This window comes from Helicobacter salomonis (genome assembly GCF_017979425.1).
GTDB lineage: Bacteria > Campylobacterota > Campylobacteria > Campylobacterales > Helicobacteraceae > Helicobacter > Helicobacter salomonis.
On record NZ_JAERIS010000010.1, the window covers coordinates 18,211 to 35,743 of the forward strand.

Below are 17,533 nucleotides of genomic sequence, written 5' to 3' on the forward strand. Positions count from 1 at the left end.
ATTGTTAAAACTTTTTCTTGTTTACATCGTCCAAAATTTCTTTAGCAATGCTATTGACCTTTTGAGTGATCTCATTAGTGCTATGAGCGATTTGGGCATTTTCTTGCGCCACAACCTCTAGTTGCTCGACGGTTTGGTTGACTCGTCCGATGCCTGTTGCTTGTTCTTGGATATTAAAAACAATTTCATTGATGCTTTGGACCAGCAGGTTGGCATTAGCTTCTATCTCCCCTAGAGATTTGCCAGTTCTCTCCGCCAGCTTTCTAACTTCATCGGCCACTACTGCAAATCCCCTCCCATGTTCGCCCGCGCGCGCAGCCTCTATGGCAGCATTTAGGGCGAGCAAATTAGTTTGGTCAGCAATATCCTTGATAATCCCAATAATGCTCTTAATCTCTTCAGCCTGCTTGGTGATCTCTGTAGTTCTTGCACTCGTGTTTTGTATAGATGTGGTGATCTCCTCAATTTGTTTGGCAGTTTCTTCTAGGGAGGTGTATTGTGAGGTGCTGCTCTTAGAAAGAGTTTGCATCGCTTCTTTTAAAGCCTCACTCTGTATAGACAATTCCTTAGCGAACTGGGAAGATGCGTTGAGCATCTTGCGCATGTCCTGACCCAACATGTTAGTGGTGATTTCTACCGCACCTTTAGCATCAGGAATTTTAGCCGTAAAGTCAAAATTCTTGTATGCCTCAAAAACCGTGTTGATTGCGTTCATATTGCTCCCCACTTTGTCTTGCAAAGTATTGAGCATAGTATTCAACACATCTCTGAGTTCTTTAAGCTGGGGATTAGCAGGGATTTGCGTGATTCTAGCACTTAAATCGCCTGCCTCTACGGCTTTGGCTGTGCTGACAGATTGGGACACCGCCTGCTTGTCTTCATCCAAAGAAACTTGAATTTTTTGAATATTGGTATTGATGGCATTGACCATCTGCCCTAATTCGTCCTCACTCCGAGGCTTCAAAAGTTTTGGAGAGGTGTTTTCATGGTTTAAAAACTTGAAGAAGGAGATCAGGCCCTCCAATACCATGGATAAACGCGCGGAGATAAGCCTATTGGCCAAGAGTGCCACGCACACCCCAGCGATAATGAGCGAAAGACATGCGGTGATGATGATAAGCCGCGTGAGTTCATCCCTGGGTTTGAAGATGGAATGCTTGGGTGTGACGATGAAAGCTGACCAAAACTGATCGAGATCACGCCAAACTTTGAAATTCACGAGTCCGATAAAGGCCTCCTCGTGTCTGATGTTGATATAGGGAAACACTCCATCTTTGTGCTCCCGCATGGCTCGCAGAGCAGCCTCTGTCAAGGGTCCCGGATTAACCTCAATCAATGGCTTCCCAATCATTTTAGCGTCAGGGAAGGCGGCAACCTTACCTGCAGAGGAGATCACAGCAATGATGTCACCCTGATAAACCGAACTCGTCTTATCTAAAATAATATCGTGGCGCATCTTAGCCAAATTGACGACCAAGCTGATGAACCCTATGGCTTGTTCTTGCTCATCTCTAATGGGTACGGTGATCAGAGCAGCCACTGCGTCTACACCTGCAATCTCGATGTGCATGGGGTCGCTGAGTGTCTCTTTATTGTCGTGCAAAGCCTGTTTGACATGGGTGTTGTTAAAGACATTCATGGCTGCTTGGATGGACAAAGGAATAATCCCGCCTATATGGTCTGGATCGGTGTCTTTGAGAGCCAAGTAGAATCCTTGGGGAACAGGATGGTTGGCATGATTAAGTCGGGGGGCAAGTTTTCCATGTTCTTGTGCATCTTTAAAAACAGAGCGTGGAAGATAGAGGAAGCAGTAGTCTGACCAGTTAGCTTCATCAAAAGCCGTGCGGACAAAGGTAGTCAACACATCTTGATATAGAGAATCATTGGCGATAGAGGTTTGAATGGTTTCGCGCAAGGTTTCTAACAGGGCAAAGCTTTGGTTGAAGGAAGGGATGATGCGGTTAGCATGTCTTTTGGCGACATTGTAAAGCGTTTTGTAAGCCTCTGCCTGTAGAGTCTTGGAAGATTTGTAAGCCGTGATCCAAGAGAGCACGATGAAAATGAGGAGAAGAACCCCAATGACTAGGGCAACGAGCTTTGTCCCAATCTTGAGATTTGACAGACGCATGGTTTATCCTTCCTTAGATACCGGATGTCTCATTCCAGCTTGATCAAAACTAGATAGGGGCTTCAAATGGGGCATACAAAAACCTTATATGTTGATTTCTAATACATCCCGCCGAGTCTAAAGCCTGTAGGACCACACCATCCTAGAGATTACATGTCAGCGGGACCTTATGAGCTCTCTTCCAAGAGTTGATGCCCCAACTCCATAAGGGCTTATATCATAGAAAATAAACAAAATGCCAAATATCCTCACATTCAGAAACTAAAGGCTGTAGGGAGTGCACTAAAAGCCAGCCGCTCCTACATAGGCTGTATTCATTAATCTATGCTAACATGGAGGTTATTTCTCGTGGAGATTTTTACGCATTGTGAGAGATTCGAATTTAAATGTGCGCTTGGGGGTGTTCTACATGGCCTTAAGTGCGTTGAGCTTTGGAGTACTCAATGCGCTCATTAAAATGCTAGGTTCTTATTACTCGCCCCTAGAGAATGTCTTTTATCGCTCCTTTTTCATGCTCTTCTTTTTGTGGGGGCTTTACTATATCAAACCCTTTTCTTTTAGAGCGCACAAGCCCGGCGGGCTTACCTTGCTGATCTCTAGGGTTTTCATCGGGCAAGTGGGCATGATTTTGATCTTTTACAATATCGCCAACATGGACTTGGGTAGCGCGATTGCCTTTAGCCAAAGTGGGCCTATCTATGCTATCTTCATCGCGTGGTGGGTGCTTAAAGAGCGCATTACTTGGCAATTAGTGCTCTCAGCACTCTTGGGGATTTTTGGGGTGGGTTTGGTGGCTGACCCGCACACTAGCGGTCTCTCTTGGGGGTTGGTGGTCTCAGGGGTGTTGAGCGGCTTGATGATGTCCTGTGCCTATGTGAGTTTGAATAAACTCAAAGAGTACTACGATGGAGGATTTGTGATCGTGGTCTTTTCGATATCTCTAACACTGATGAGCCTAGCTCTCATGTTCTTTAACATCCCCCCCTTTGCCTCAGGCTACCACCCCCTGCGCTTTGAGGGGGTGTGGTGGCACTGGGATTTGTGGCTTCTAATTGGCACGGGTTTGAGCGGGGCTTTAGGGCAGTGTTTTATAACCAAGGCTTACATGATTGCCCCAGCCGGACTCATCTCACCCGTGGATTACACCCGTTTACTCTGGGCAGTGCTCTTTGGTATGCTCTTGGGCGACCCACCCTTGCACGCCCTGCAGATTTTGGGCATGGGACTCATCGTGCTCTCTGGGATTCTCATCGTATTAGAGAGTAAAACTAAAACAAAGGTAAAAACATGAACACACAAGCTGTAGACTTACTTCTAAAAAGCCATTATTTAGGAATTGTGGGCTTAAGCCCCGATGCGCACAAAGACAGCTACAGGGTTGGGGCTTATTTGCAGGCACAGGGATACCACATTGTGCCTATTTATCCTAAGACAGATACGCCCATTTTAGGTCAGGCTGTCTTTGCTACATTACAAGAGGCACAACACGCCCAGCCATTGGATGGAGTGATTATCTTTAGAAAATCTGAGGCAATTTTGCCCCTAGCCCAAGAGTTTTTAAACCTCACGCCCCTCCCCCAATTCTTTTGGATGCAATTGGGCATTACAAACGCCCAAGCCCAAGAATTATTACAAGCACATGGTGTGGTGGTGGTACAAAATCATTGTGCCCTCATCGAGCATCGCAAAACACAAGGCTAGACAATTCTCCCCTCCAGCGCGTCCAGCCCTCTTTATAGCCGCCTCTTGGGTCTGCTTGTGTTAGTGAGTTTAGTGCTAGGGGCGATCAAAAGCTTGGAAATTTCCATTAGCTATAAAGAAGCCCTGCTCTATTTCAGCGTGCCCAGTTTTTGGTTGGATGCCCTTTTATTGGGGGCATTGCGTAATTTTGTAGGGGTTCTAGGTAAATCCCTTCCTCATGACTTAGCTTTGCGTCTACCCAGCCTGCTCTTGCACGCGCTTAACCTCGTCTTACTCTATCAATTAAGTCTTAAACTCCAACCCAAAAAACCCTATGATCCTCTTTTAAGTGTGCTCACCTTTGCACTCCTTCCGGGCGTGCAGCTAGGTGCAATTCTCTTGGGCAAAGTGAGCTTGCTCTTCACTCTAGCCCTCTCTAGCATGCTCTTATTCCACACACGCATTTTCTACGCTCTCATTCCCCTGCTCGCCCTCTTTGATCCAAGCTGTATGGTCCTACTCACCGCCCTTTTTCTCTACGCGCTCAAACACCACTATCGTCTTAAAACAGGGTTACTGGGACTAGCTTTGGCATTCAATGTCTTTTACTTCAAACCTGTTTTTGGCATGCCTCAGGGCTTTTTTTTAGAAACACTCTTTGTGATGTTTGTGCTCTATTCCCCTTGTTTATGCCTCTACTACCCTTATGCGCTTTATGCACAGGTAATTAAAGCGCGCCAACAAGATAGCCTGGTAGGCATGGTAGGCGCAGTGGGTTTTTGTTTGCCCTTGCTGCTCTCCTTACGCCAAGAAATTAGCCCACAATTCTTGGCTTATGGGGTGCTGGGCATTCCAGTATTACTCAACCATGCTCTCTCGAGCATCCGTGTGCACCTACCCCTCTTTCGCACCCATTACCGCATCCGCTATAGTTTGGTCTTTGGCACTCTACTTTTAGAAAGTCTGTATTTATGGGGGGGGTATAACCCTTTCGTGCGCACACACTACATTGCTAAAGAATTAGCCTTAGAATTGCAAGCGCGTGGGGTGCAACGCATACACACTTTCTCTCCTAAAATGGCGCTACGCCTGCGTTTTTATGGCATCCAAGAGGGGGGAAAAACTTTCCTCCTTGAATCCAACAAACTCGGAGACATTAACATTACCTACAACCATCAAATAGTCGCCAGCTACAATCTCGTGCATAAGCCCTAGTCTTTGCGCGCTAAGATCGCGTCCATCTGGGCTTCATAGCTGTAGTAATTGAGTACACCATAGAGCTCTTCTCTAGTTTGCATGCGCATGATTTGATCGCGCTGTGTGCCCTTGTCTTTAAGGTCTTGATAGACTTCTAAGGCGGCTTTGTTCATCGCCCTAAAGGCACTCAAAGGATAGAGCGCCATTTGCACACCCACACCTTGAAGCTCTTCAAGACTAAATAAAGGGGTGCGTCCAAATTCGGTAAGATTGGCCAAAATAGGCACATGTAGAGCTTCAACAAAGGCGCTATATTCCTCCAAACTCTCTAAAGCCTCTGCAAAGATCGCATCTGCGCCCGCTTGCACATAACTTTGTGCGCGCGCAATGGCGGACTCTAGTCCCTCCTTAGCGCGTGCGTCCGTGCGCGCAATCAAGTAAAAATATGGGTCTAATTGACGCGCATGGTGGGCTGCCTGCAAGCGATCGCACATTTCTTGGGTATCTACACATGCCTTATTGGGGCGGTGTCCACAGCGTTTCGCACTCACCTGATCTTCAATATGCGCTCCTGCTGCTCCACTTTTAATGAGCTGGGTGATCGTTCTAGCGATGTTAAAAGCATGTCCAAAACCTGTATCTGCATCTACAATCAAGGGAGTATCACAGATCGCACAAATGCGCCGCACATCGATGCACACCTCTTCTAAACCCGTGATCCCCAAGTCTGGCAAGCCATAAGACGCGTTAGCTACCCCTGCCCCTGAAAGATACAAAGCCTTGTGCCCCACTTGGGTGGCTTGCAGGGCTTGATACGCGTTGATCGTGCCTACAATTTGTAGGGGTGTGTGTGTGGCTAAAGCTTCTCTAAAGCGTTTTCCTGCACTCATGCATGCCTCCTAGAGGGCAAAGAGATCGCTAAAGCTATCAAAATCCATGTGCAATAACGCCTCCTCGTGGAACACAATTTCTTCAATCTGGCTAGCGCGTTTGGGGGCATACACCCCTCTCAAAGCCTGTTTGAATTTTTGATAGAGCAAAGGCAACCCCTCTTCGCGTCTGAATTTATGCCCAATGGGATAGTGAATCTCTAACTTTTGGGTTTTACTCCCATCCTTAAAGAATACCTGCAACGCGTTAGCAATGGAGCGTTTGGTGGGGTCTAGGTACTCGCGTGTATAGCGATCGTCCACTTTGACCTCACTGAGTGCTCTGAGCGTATCAATGCGCGGATCAGACGCACTTACATCGCTGTAGGAATGCTCGTCCAACTCTCCGTAAATGAGCGCGTAGGCAACCATGTATTGGATGCAGTGATCGCGATCGGCGTAATTATGCAGTTCCCCTTCCTTATTGATAATGCGGTGTCCGGATTCTTGAGTAGTGATCTCAATTTTTACAATGTCGTCTAGTCTGTCTTTGACCTCAGCATGTAATTTGAACGCGCATTCTACAGCAGTTTGGGCGTGGAATTCCGCAGGAAAAGAAATTTTGAAGAGTACATTTTCCATTACATAACTAGAAAACTCTTGGGGAATGTGTAACGCTTCGCCCCTCTCCTGTTGGTTTTTCATGAAGACATCTTGATAACCCCAGTAATGCGCGCTTAGAGCTGATGGATAACCCATCTCCCCACTGAGGGCTTTGAGGGCTAAATCCACGCCCCGACTACTCGCATCCCCCGCTGCCCACGACTTCCTAGAGCCCGTGTTGGGTGCGTGGCGATAACAGCGTAAACTTCCCCCATCCACGAAGGCATTAGAAACTCCATTGCGCACTTCCTCAAAGCTCCCTCCTAATAGCCCAGCACTCACCGCCGTGCTAGCAATACGCACTAACAAGACATGATCTAATCCCTCCATGTTAAAGCAATTTTCCAAAGCTAGGACTCCCTGAATTTCATGGGCTTTGATCATTGCGCTTAAAATCTGTTTAACCTGCAAGGGTTTTTGCCCCTTAGTGCGCCTCTCTCTACTCAGGTAATCCCCCAAGCCCCAAATTGCTCCTAGATTGTCTGAGGGGTGTCCCCATTCAGCCGCTAACCATGTATCGTTGAAATCCAACCAGCGCACCATGCATCCAATGTTAAAGGCCGCGCGGATGGGTTCGAGCTGGTAGGCAGTTCCTGGAACTTTCGTGCCTAGAGGACGCAATTGTGCGCCCGGAACACTGGGGCCTAGCAATTTAGTGCATTCCGGGTGTTTTAAGGAGAGCAGAGCGCAGGCAATGGAGTCGATCAGGCATAGCCTAGCGCTCTGATAGGCGAGATCGGAGGTAATTTCATAATCCACCACATAACGCGCGATGGTGGAAAGCAAAGTGTCAAATTCAGGTCTAGCGGTTTGTAAAGTGCCCATGTGTGCCATGTATGTCCTTAATGTTGAGATGAAAAATTATAGCCCACGAATTTTAATTCGCAAAGAGAGCTTGCCCAATACGCACCATGTTGGCTCCATAAGCAATCGCGCACTCAAAATCTGCGCTCATGCCCATGGAGAGAATAGAGGCGTTAGGCAAAGTATCGAAAATATCTTTGGCCTGCGCAAAAGCGCGCTCTAGGGCTTGGGCGTGGCTGAAGCTGGGGGTAGCTGGGGGGGTGGGACCAATCACCATCATGCCCTTCAGGCGGATATGTGGGCAGGTTTGATTAATACGGGTGTAGATTTCTAGGGCTTGCTCTGGGATTACCCCGCTTTTAGTGTGTTCTTTAGAGATATTGACCTGTAAGAGCGCATTTAGGGTGTCTGTGCTGCGCGCTTCTATGGCTTGGGCGAGTTGTAAAGAGTCTAGGGCATGGAATAAAAAGGGTTTGAGGGCTAGGAGCTTGTTAATTTTATTGTGTTGCAAAGAGCCTAGCATATGCCACTCTAGGGGCAAGCTCTCCAGAGCGCTGGATTTGCTCTGTAGGTCCTGCACCTTGTTTTCCCCAAAGGCGCGCTGTCCACAGGTATACAGCGCGCGCACCTGTTGGGAGGTAGCGTATTTGGACACGGCGATGAGTTGCACGATATGGTGGCGATTGTAGTTTAAGCGGGCTTTTTCAATGCGCTTAATGATCTGATCCAAGCGTTTAGCAAAACTCATGCGACTCCTTAGTGCTGGGGGAGTTGTAGATATGGTAGCGGTGGTAGATAGGATCATCTAAAGGAGGAATGAGTCCTAGATTAGATAATTTTTGCAAGACTTCTAGGCTGCAATCGGTCTCTAGGGGCCACTCTCGAGTATGCCCCTCTAGTGCGCTTTTATCTGTGGCATCCAAGAACACTAGTCCCTCCTCTATCTTGAGATCGCGTTTGGCATCTAAGTTATTGGTGATGCGCCAGAGTAACATATAGGGATTGTTGAGATCGTTTTTAAGCGCGTCCACAAAGATGATAATGCTTAACGCGCTTTGCAGGTCTTTGAGTCCATGCACCGCGTTTAATAAGGGGCGCGTTTTTTGCACCCCCACCACACAAAGGGGGTTAGCGGTGTGGATGCCATATTGTCTTAGGATCAGGGCTTGGGGCAACACCGCTTGCATGCGGGTTAACAGCACGCTATCTTCCAAGATACAAGGAGTCTTAGAGCTAGGCATGGTGGCATCAATGCCTAATTTCCCCCCAAAGGCAAAGTTAGGGCTGGCATGATCGAGCGCGTCGCACACCCCCTCGCTCACCACAAGCTTATGTGGATCAAAGTGGTTTAAAATATGGGCAAAAATAGCCGGGTAATCTTGCAAACTGGGGGCATTGGGGCCGACAAAAATGGCGTGCTTGACAAAACTCATCTGTCCCGTACCCCAAAAGTGGTGCATGATTTGGCTGGCATGTGCGGGGTAGCTGGGCGCAATTTGGGCTAAAATCAGATTGTGAAACACTCCATTTTCGGGCATGTGGTAGTCCAAAAGTCCATAAGTGCTTTTTTGAATTAGAGGTAAAAAGAGCCGTTCGGTCAAATAGCCCATGTATTTGTCTTCTAAAGGGGGTTTGCCCACCACGCAGGCGAGATAAATAGGGTCAGGTTTGATTCGTAGCATACTCACTTCTAAGAGCGGGTAGGGCTCTTGAGGGGTATAAAAACCCGTGTGATCCCCAAAGGGACCCTCTAAGCGCATCTGTTCTGGGTCTACCCAGCCCTCAATAATAATGTCCCCATCACGGGGCACGCAAATAGGATTGGTGCGCGAGCGCATCAGATGAGCGCGTTTACCCCTGAGCAAACCATAGAGCCATAGCTCAAACATGCCATGGGGCAAAGGCGCTTGCCCACACCAAGTATAGAGCGGATCACCTCCAATAACAACACTCACGGGCATTTTACGCCCCACTCGCTTATAGGCATGAAAAAAGTGGTTGCCATCCTTGTGGATTTGCCAATGCAGGCCTAAATGATTCTTGTCATAGACCTGTAAGCGATATAGTCCCAAATTTTTGTGTGCCCCGTCTAAACTTTGGGTGTAAATCTGCCCCATTGTGATGAAAGGGGCAGCATCCCTCTCCCAAGTGGTGAGAATGGGCAGGTCGTAGAGGTTGACTTGATCGCTAGTATAGTTGATGTGATCAGTGGGTTTGTTAGAGATTTTGGGGAAAATATGATAGAGGGTTTTGAGAGTTCTAAGCGCGTGCCAAATTCCTTTAAGGTTTTTGGGTTTTTGCGCACTGAGCAAAGCCTCTAATTGGGCACAACACGCACTAATAGGCTTGCCCAAGACGAGTTCCATGCGCCTAGAGGAACCAAAAAGATTAATGAGCACGGGTATATCAAAATGCTTATTATTTTTAGCATCCATGGGTTTTGTGCATAAGAGAGCTTTACCCCCTTGGGGTTTTTTGGCTTCTAAATAGGCTAAATGGGGGATTTCTAAGTGAATATCTAAGGGGGTTTCTAGGGTCTGTAGCTCCCCTAAGCTTTCCAACTGGGTAAGAAAGGCGCGCACGCGTTAAATGCAGACCAAGCAAGCGTGCAAGCAATGAGGGATTTGTTGGAGTGCGTGTAAAATGTCTGCACTCACAGGCGCATCTACCAAAATCACCGCTAAAGCTTCTTGCTTGTCATTGCGTCCCAACCTGAAATCTGCAATATTAATTCCATGTTTACCCAAAGTCTGCCCCACATTCCCCACTACTCCGGGCATGTCAGTGTTTTTAAATAAAATCATATGCCCATGGGGTTTAATATCCATCTCAAAGCCGTTGATATTAGTGATTTTGAGTAAATTATCTGCAAAGATAGTCCCGCTCACCTGGGTGGTTTGTGTACAAGTAGTAAGCTGGAGCGTGATCGCATTGGTGTAGGGCGTGGCGTTATCTAAGGCGCGCGTGCTAATGGCAATCTTGCGCTCCTTAGCGATGAAGCGCGCATTTACTTCGTTAATTTTATCACCTAAGGTGGGTTTGAGTAGTCCTAAAAGGGCAAAGGTGAGTAGGGAATCTGCGTATTCGCGCACCGGCCCGGCTACAATGAGTTCCAGCGCGTCAATAGCATCTTTGTTGATCTGTGCAGAGAAAAAGCCCAGCTTTTGAGTGAGTTGCAGATAGTCCTTGGCATAGGGGGGCATATGGGATTTGATGGAGAGATTGAGTGCATTAGGATAACTACTGCCTCTTAGAGCTTGGATCACAGCTTGGGCGGCTTCTAGGGCGATTTGTTCTTGGGATTCCAAAGTATTGGCCCCGATGTGGGGTGTTGCATAGACATTATCTAAATCCAGCAGAGGATTATGAGTGGCAGGCTCTTTGCTAAAGACATCTAGGCCCAACCAACGCACTTTTTTAGAACGCAGTGCCCCTAAAAGGGCCTCTTCATTGTAAAGCCCGCCGCGTGCGCAGTTGATGAGAATGACCCCTTCTTTCATTTGGGCGATCTGGGGCGCGTCGATGATGTTGATAGTTTCTTTGTTTTTAGGAGTGTGGATGGTGATACAATCACAGGCCAAGATATCGTTAAAATCCGTGGTGTAGTGCACACCCAAGTCTGTGGCCTTAGATTTATGGATATAGGGATCGTAGGCGATCACCTCCATCCCAAAGGCAAGCGCGCGCACCCCCACGCGCGAACCGATATTCCCAAAGCCAATAATACCCAACTTCTTGCCCTTAAGTTCTGTGCCATACCAATCCTCACGCCTCCAAATTCTCTCAGATTTAAGTTGTGCATTGGCACTGGGAAGATAGCGCACGGCGTTGAGCAAATGTGCCATGGTGAGCTCCACGGCTGCGATGGTGTTGGCTGTGGGCACGTTCATCACCACGATTCCCTGTTGGGAGCACAGATCGATATTGACATTGTCCACACCCACCCCTGCACGCACGATGGCCTTAAGCTCGCAGGCGTGCTCGAGTATAGGTGCATCAATGGGGGTCATGCTCCGCGTGATAAGCGCGTGGGCATTTTTGAGTGCACAAGGCAATGCCTCTTTAGGGGTGCTAGAGTGATCCAAGAGCTCTAAATCTGTCTGTGCCCGGAGCAGAGTGCTACCCGCAGGGTGGATGGGATCGCAGATGACAACTTGGGGCATGGTGTTCCTTAATTGAGTTGATAGGGGATTTGGTAATAGCGCAAATCGTCCAAAAAAGCTTGACGCATGGGAGAGTTAGGCAGATAGATAATCAAAGTCGTGGTGTGCCCTTTTTTATCGGTAGCAAAATCGATGTGCTTCTCTTTTAGAATTTCGTGTAGACAGAAAAATTTGTAGGCATCCAAATTGCGGATAAAGAGTTTCTGCACCTGTGCGCGATCACGGAATTCTAAAGTGACGCGACGTTCCAAGACAGGGTAGTCGAAATCTTTGACTTCTGGAATGTTGTCAATTACCTTGGAATGGGGAAGGTTCAAAGATTGAGATCGAGCAAGGCTTAAGTTGAGATCAGTAGAGGTGCGCGGAGAAGAGGGCGGGGACTTGACATGTCCGAGGTAAAATTTATAACCCATATCTGCAATGACTAAAAGTACAGCCCCCGTCACGACCAAAAAAACCGCAAGCCTAAAATGCCGCTTCTTCATCGCTTAAAATCAAAATTTGCCGATGAGCTTGTCCCCTAAAGTCATTTTATCGCCCTCAGCATTGAACGCTTGTAATTGTTCACGCTCTTTTTTATGCTCCAAACGACGCACGGAAGCGCGTGCCTTGTGGGTGACCTTGTCAAGAGAAACAAGCACGCTCGTAATCTCCTGCCCCATGGTGATTTCCTCTTTTTTGAGCGGGGATAGGTCTTCGTTTTTAATTAAGATGTCAATATTATCCACGCGCACGAATACTCCAAAGTCTTTAATGTTCACCACACTGCCTTGAATGACATCACCCACCTTGTGCTGCTGGGCAAAAGCCTCTACGGGAGAAGGTCGCTTGAACTTCATCTCTAAAGAAATTTTTTCGTCTTCCCTATTGATGCGCGCGATTTTGGTCTGCACCACATCACCCAGTTTGAAATGATCCTTGCACTTTTGGTCGGGTTCCCAAAAAGCGTCCTTATTGTGCAACAAACCATCCACACCCCCCAAATTGAGGAAAGCTCCAAAATCTGTCAGGCTCACCACCTTGCCCTCTACCAAATCTCCTACTCTGTGTTTGGAAACGAATTCATTGAAAGGTTTGTCAGAAAGCTGTTTAAGAGAGACACGCAAACGGCGGTTTTTGCTATCAATTTCGATGATCTTGACATCGATTTCTTGATCTAGCTCCAGGTAATCTTGGGGGTGTTTGACATCTTTATTCCAAGAGATTTCTGAAATATGTAAGAAACCTTCAATGTCATTGCCAATATCCACAAAGGCTCCATAGCTCTCGATACTGCTCACGACAACTTTAATCGCATAACCTACCTTGAGCTTGCTCTGAATCTCCTCCCAAGGGTCTTCCACCGTGGCTTTAATGGAGAGGGAAAGCCGCTTCTTCTCTTCATCATAAGCAATCGCTTTCACCTGCACCTCATCCCCTTCCTTAAAATGTTTTGCAGGATTGGCTGAACCACGGTGCGTAATTTCGCTGTAATGCACCAGCCCCTCCACGCCGTCCACTTCCACAAACACTCCAAAGCCCGTAATGCTTTTGACAACACCCCTACAAACTGCTTGGGATTCCATCAATTTCTTAGCGCCCTCGTGCTGCTGCTTGTCGTGTACATCAAAGAAGCGCTTGCGAGACACGGCAATGGAGCCCGCCTCCTTATCTATGGAGGTAATACAAGCCTTGATATGCTTGCCAAGGTGTTTGCTATCGCGCCGCAAAGAGGACTGAGATTTAGAGAGGAAATACTCCGCTCCCTCCTTGTCAGCCAAAATATACCCCCCTTTGTTTTCACGCACTACCCTGCCTTCAACCACCTTATCTTTGTAATTTTCTCCCAATTGAGCAATCTTGGCCTGCACTTTGTCGTAAACAATTGCACGCTTGTAAGAGACGCTGGGGCGTTCGCCTCTCTGGGACACATAGACACGAATAGGGCTGTCCACACCAAAGAGTAAATTCCCCTGTGCATCTTTGATTTCCTCCAAAGAGAGTCGCCCTTCCGTCTTACCTCCCACGCTCACCATGGCATAGTTCTCTGTCTGGTTAATCGAAACTACAACACCCTCTTTGACCATGCCCTTCTGTTCTGTCTCGTCCTCTTTGCCCATATTGTCCATGTATTGCTTGAAGACTTCAGACTCGTCCAAAGATTCCAACTCTTGATTCATCAACAACCTTGCTAAAAAATTCAGGCTATTGTAGCCTTTATTTACTTATAATTACCAAAAAGAATGCCTATGTCCTTGCCCTTTGTGCGCGCCTATTTCAACAAGGTCTCTTTGGTGATCACTACCTATAATCAGGAGGCACGCTTACAATTGGTCTTAGATTCTGTGCTCCATCTAGCCTGCATGCCCAATGAAGTGCTGATTGCCGATGATGGTAGCACGCCCAAGACCCGCACACTCTTAGAAAATTATCAGGCTAAATTCCAAGCTAAAGCCCTGCCCTTGATTCATGTGTGGCAGGAAGACCTAGGTTTTCGCGCGGCCAGGAGTCGTAATAACGCTATCATGCGCGCCATGGGGGACTACATCATTATTATAGATACCGATATGATCTTGCACCCTTATTTTATCTACGATCATCTTTGCTTCGCGCGCCCTAAAACCTTATTGCAAGGGGGGCGTGTAATTCTAACTTCTGCTGAGAGTCAAGTGATGTTGGATCGCCAGGATTATACTCTAGCCATTGACAAAAAAAGCTATAAGAATCACCGCCAGTTAACCCTAGCTAAACTCTTTTATATCTTTAGTGTGCGCACTTGTGAGCCTAATACCTTGCTCAAGGGGGTAAGAAGTGCCAACATGAGTTTTAGCAAAGCCGACTTTCTAGCTATCGAGGGATTTAATGAAAATTTTGTAGGTTGGGGCAGAGAGGACAGCGAGTTCGTGGCGCGTTTTCTGTTTAACACGGGGGTGATGAAACGCCTGCGCTTTTGCGCGCTGGCCTACCACATTCACCACCAAGAAAACAGCCGCGCTAGCTTAGAAGCCAACCACGCGCTTTATTTGCAAACTTTGCAAGAGCGCAGAACCAGCTGGCGGTGAACAGCTCCCCCGTGAAAGAGGAGATTCCTAGCTAAAACACTCCAACGGACACCAACCCGAAAGACTTTGCACTTTATAGCCCGCTCTGTTAAAAACTCTTGCTCAACATTGCCAATGCCCATGGAATTCTCAATCTAATTTGACACCCATGTACTTGATCTCTAAATAGTCTTCAATGCCGTATTTAGAGCCCTCACGCCCCATTCCACTCTGCTTAATCCCTCCAAAGGGCGCGGTTTCTGTGGAAATATGCCCCGAATTGACCCCCACCATGCCATATTCCAACGCCTCGCTTACCCGAAATACTCTGGCGAGGTTTTGGGTGTAAAAATAGGCAGCAAGGCCATATTGTGTATCATTAGCCCAAGTTAAGACTTCATTTTCATGCTCGAACTCAAATAAGGGCGCGAGGGGCCCAAAAGTTTCCTCTTTAGCCACAAGCATGCCTTGATTCACTCCGGTTAAAATTGTAGGTTCAAAAAAGCTTGCCCCCAACGCGCTGGGCTTGCCCCCACTGAGCACATGCGCGCCCTTAGAGGTGGCATCATCGATATGCTCTTGCACTTTTTCCACCGCCTTAGAATCGATGAGGGGTCCCTGCGTGGTGTGTTCTTCTAGGCCATTGCCCAGTTTCAAGGCTTCGACCTTGCGTTTTAAAATGCTACTCAAGGGTTCATATACACTCTTTTGCACATAAATCCGATTAGCGCACACGCAGGTTTGTCCGCTATTTCTAAATTTGGAAGCCAAAATGCCTTCTGCAGCCTTTTCAAGATTGGCATCCTCAAAAACAATAAAGGGCGCATTGCCCCCCAGCTCTAAGGAGAGTTTTTTAAGTGTACCAGCACTTTGTTTGACCAAAATTTTGCCCACCTCAGTAGAACCAGTGAAACTGAGCTTGCGCACTAGCTCGCTTTGGCAAATCGCCTCAGAAATCATGCGTGTGTCCCCCGTAACCACACTCAAAATTCCTTCAGGCACGCCCGCTCGTAGGGCGAGCACCATGAGAGCATAGGCACTTAAAGGGGTCTGGGTGGCGGGTTTAATGATCATGCTACACCCACAGGCTAGGGCGGGAGCGGCCTTACGCGCAATCATCCCTGAGGGGAAATTCCAGGGCGTGATCGCCCCACATACCCCAATAGGTTGTTTGAGCACAAAGATCTTCTGTCCTTCCACCACGCTGGGCAGAATGTCCCCATCAATGCGCCGTGCCTCTTCAGCAAACCACCTCAAATAGTTTGCCCCATAAGCGATCTCAGAGCGCGCCTCCTTGAGGGGCTTGCCCATCTCTTGGGTGAGAATGCGGGCTAAATCTTCTAAATTCTCCAAGAGCAGTTCGCGCCATTTGAGCAAGATATTTGCCCGTTCTAGGGCTAATTTATGTGCCCATTCCTTTTGTGCTCTATAAGACCTAGCAATGATATGCTCTAGTTGTTCCCGATCTACACTTTTAACATAGGCGATCTCTTGCAAAGTTGCTGGATTGGTAATAGCGATAAAACCCTCTTTAGGGGTTTGGCTGACAAAGGGGTGTTCTAAGAGGTTAAAATTCATGAAACTGCCTTTTTAGGAAGCTTAGATACGCCCCTTTTGATCGCTTGGCGCAAAATTTCCAACGCACGCTGGAATTGCTCGTGGGGAATGGTTAAAGGGTATAAAAAGCGAATCACATTCCCATAAGACCCACAAGTGAGCAATAAGAGCCCTTGATCCATCGCCTCCTTTTGCACCACCTTAGCCAACTCTGGGCTAGGTTTTTCTCCCTCAAAGAATTCTAAGGCTACCATAGAACCTAATCCTCTCACTTCAGCCATTTGGGTAATATTAGCTTCTTGTTTGAGTTGTTTGAGACTGTCCATTAACTCTTGACCTAGTGTCAGCGCGCGCGCATTAAGCTGTTCTTCTTCGATGATCTTTAACACCTCTAAGGCGGCTATGGTGGCTAGAGGATTGCCCGCATAAGTGCCCCCCATTCCCCCTGCGCTCAAAGAATCCATCAGATCCGCCCTGCCTACAATACCCGAAATAGGGAAACCCCCACCCAAACTCTTGGCCATACAAATGATATCCGCATTCGCATTGAAATGCTCCATGGCGAACATCTTACCCGTGCGCGCAAAGCCCGTTTGTACCTCATCGGCGATTAAGACGATTCCATGTGCATCGCAAAACTCCCGTAATCCTTGCACAAAATCCGCTGGGGCGGGATTAAAACCCCCCTCCCCCTGCACGGGCTCAAAGATAATGGCCGCCACATCTAGGGGAGAAATCGAGGCCTTGCAGATAAATTCCAAACTCTTGAGCGCGTCCTTTGTGCTAATTCCATGTAGGGCATTAGGATAATAGGCATGGTAGACCCCTGGCATCCCTGCGCCAATCTCAGCCTTGTAAGGGGCGACCTTGCCCGTCATGCTCACCGCCATAGAAGTGCGCCCGTGGAACGCTCCCCCAAAGGCGATCACTCCGTAGCGTTTGGTATGCCCCTTGGCAATCTTGATGGCATTTTCGGTGGCTTCTCCTCCTGTGGTGAAAAAGCAGGTTTTTTTAACACCCTTGATGGGTGCTAAAGCGTTGATTTTTTCGGCTAGTTCAACATAGCTTTCATAGGGGGTTACTTGATAAGCGCTGTGGGTGAAGTGATCTAATTGTCTTTTCACCGCCTCAATCACACGCGGGTGGCGATGCCCCACATTTAAGACGGCAATCCCTGCGGCAAAGTCGATAAACTCGCGCCCATCTGTGCTTTTGAGGGTGGCGTTTTGTGCCTCTTTGATAAACCAATCGCATACAATGCCAATGCCCCTAGGCGTGGCTGCAATTCTGCGACTGAGCAAATCTTCCATGTTCTACTCCTTCTTTGTGATCAAAAACAACGAGAACAATTGTATAGAAACTAGCTAAATAAAAGATCAAAGTCTGCAAGTGCAACACAAAAAAGAAACTAGAAGGTACGCACCCTCACATCAGTCACAACCACAGCAGAAA

Annotated in this window: 14 protein-coding genes; 4 read left to right on the top strand and 10 right to left on the bottom strand. The window is 47.7% G+C overall.

All coding sequences use genetic code 11. The features are described from left to right. Positions 1–4: 4 nt before the first annotated feature. The gene (locus KCO92_RS03455; protein ID WP_104695516.1) at positions 5–2,128 is read right to left on the bottom strand and encodes a methyl-accepting chemotaxis protein; all 2,124 of its coding nucleotides are present in this window, start codon (positions 2,126–2,128) and stop codon (positions 5–7) included. A gap of 367 nt (positions 2,129–2,495) precedes the next feature. Between KCO92_RS03455 and KCO92_RS03460 the strand changes: the two genes are divergently transcribed. Genes KCO92_RS03460 through KCO92_RS03470 form a run of 3 tightly spaced genes read left to right on the top strand, consistent with a single transcriptional unit; the run spans position 2,496 to position 5,023 of the window. Further along, a complete protein-coding gene (locus KCO92_RS03460) occupies positions 2,496–3,419 on the top strand; it encodes a DMT family transporter (protein ID WP_233709746.1) in 924 nt (307 codons plus the stop codon). Continuing rightward, entirely contained in the window at positions 3,416–3,829 is a 414-nt protein-coding gene (locus KCO92_RS03465) for a CoA-binding protein (protein WP_104695515.1), read from the top strand. The genes KCO92_RS03460 and KCO92_RS03465 overlap by 4 nt, the downstream gene beginning before the upstream one ends. Before the next feature lie 57 nt (positions 3,830–3,886). Next, positions 3,887–5,023 (top strand): hypothetical protein, encoded by a 1,137-nt coding sequence (locus tag KCO92_RS03470; RefSeq protein WP_233709747.1) that lies wholly within the window; start codon positions 3,887–3,889, stop codon positions 5,021–5,023. On the opposite strand, the gene prpB is transcribed toward KCO92_RS03470, so the two are convergent. From prpB to KCO92_RS03505, 7 genes are read right to left on the bottom strand one after another with little or no spacing between them, the layout of a single operon-like run. Further along, on the bottom strand, positions 5,020–5,895 hold the full coding sequence (gene prpB, locus KCO92_RS03475; RefSeq protein WP_104695513.1) for a methylisocitrate lyase: 876 nt from the start codon (positions 5,893–5,895) through the stop codon (positions 5,020–5,022). The two genes, KCO92_RS03470 and prpB, sit on opposite strands and share 4 nt — an antisense overlap. A 9-nt stretch (positions 5,896–5,904) precedes the next feature. After that, a complete protein-coding gene (gene prpD / locus KCO92_RS03480; RefSeq protein WP_104695512.1) occupies positions 5,905–7,371 on the bottom strand; it encodes a 2-methylcitrate dehydratase in 1,467 nt (488 codons plus the stop codon). 43 nt (positions 7,372–7,414) lie between these two features. Then, the gene (locus KCO92_RS03485; protein WP_104695511.1) at positions 7,415–8,089 is read right to left on the bottom strand and encodes a YggS family pyridoxal phosphate-dependent enzyme; all 675 of its coding nucleotides are present in this window, start codon (positions 8,087–8,089) and stop codon (positions 7,415–7,417) included. Further along, positions 8,076–9,923, bottom strand: a complete 1,848-nt coding sequence (locus KCO92_RS03490) for a menaquinone biosynthesis decarboxylase (RefSeq protein ID WP_104695510.1) — start codon at positions 9,921–9,923, stop codon at positions 8,076–8,078. Before KCO92_RS03490 ends, KCO92_RS03485 begins: the two co-directional genes overlap by 14 nt. 3 nt (positions 9,924–9,926) lie before the next feature. Next, the gene (gene serA / locus KCO92_RS03495) at positions 9,927–11,504 is read right to left on the bottom strand and encodes a phosphoglycerate dehydrogenase (RefSeq protein ID WP_104695509.1); all 1,578 of its coding nucleotides are present in this window, start codon (positions 11,502–11,504) and stop codon (positions 9,927–9,929) included. Positions 11,505–11,512: 8 nt separating this feature from the next. Further along, positions 11,513–11,989 carry a hypothetical protein gene (locus KCO92_RS03500; RefSeq protein ID WP_104695508.1) on the bottom strand — a complete coding sequence of 159 codons (477 nt, stop codon included), beginning with the start codon at positions 11,987–11,989 and terminating at the stop codon, positions 11,513–11,515. Between the two features lie 9 nt (positions 11,990–11,998). Next, on the bottom strand, positions 11,999–13,663 hold the full coding sequence (locus KCO92_RS03505) for a 30S ribosomal protein S1 (RefSeq protein ID WP_199766054.1): 1,665 nt from the start codon (positions 13,661–13,663) through the stop codon (positions 11,999–12,001). Between the two features lie 69 nt (positions 13,664–13,732). Between KCO92_RS03505 and KCO92_RS03510 the strand changes: the two genes are divergently transcribed. Continuing rightward, positions 13,733–14,545, top strand: a complete 813-nt coding sequence (locus tag KCO92_RS03510) for a glycosyltransferase family 2 protein (protein ID WP_233710460.1) — start codon at positions 13,733–13,735, stop codon at positions 14,543–14,545. A 129-nt stretch (positions 14,546–14,674) separates the two neighbouring features. Here KCO92_RS03510 and KCO92_RS03515 read toward each other — a convergent pair whose 3' ends face one another. Together KCO92_RS03515 and gabT are read right to left on the bottom strand one after the other, a co-directional pair. Continuing rightward, positions 14,675–16,102, bottom strand: coding sequence for an NAD-dependent succinate-semialdehyde dehydrogenase (locus KCO92_RS03515; RefSeq protein ID WP_104695505.1), 1,428 nt, complete (start codon positions 16,100–16,102; stop codon positions 14,675–14,677). Next, positions 16,099–17,391: a 4-aminobutyrate--2-oxoglutarate transaminase gene (gene gabT, locus KCO92_RS03520; protein ID WP_104695504.1), complete on the bottom strand. Its 1,293-nt coding sequence runs from the start codon at positions 17,389–17,391 to the stop codon at positions 16,099–16,101. Before gabT ends, KCO92_RS03515 begins: the two co-directional genes overlap by 4 nt. Between the last annotated feature and the right edge of the window lie 142 nt (positions 17,392–17,533).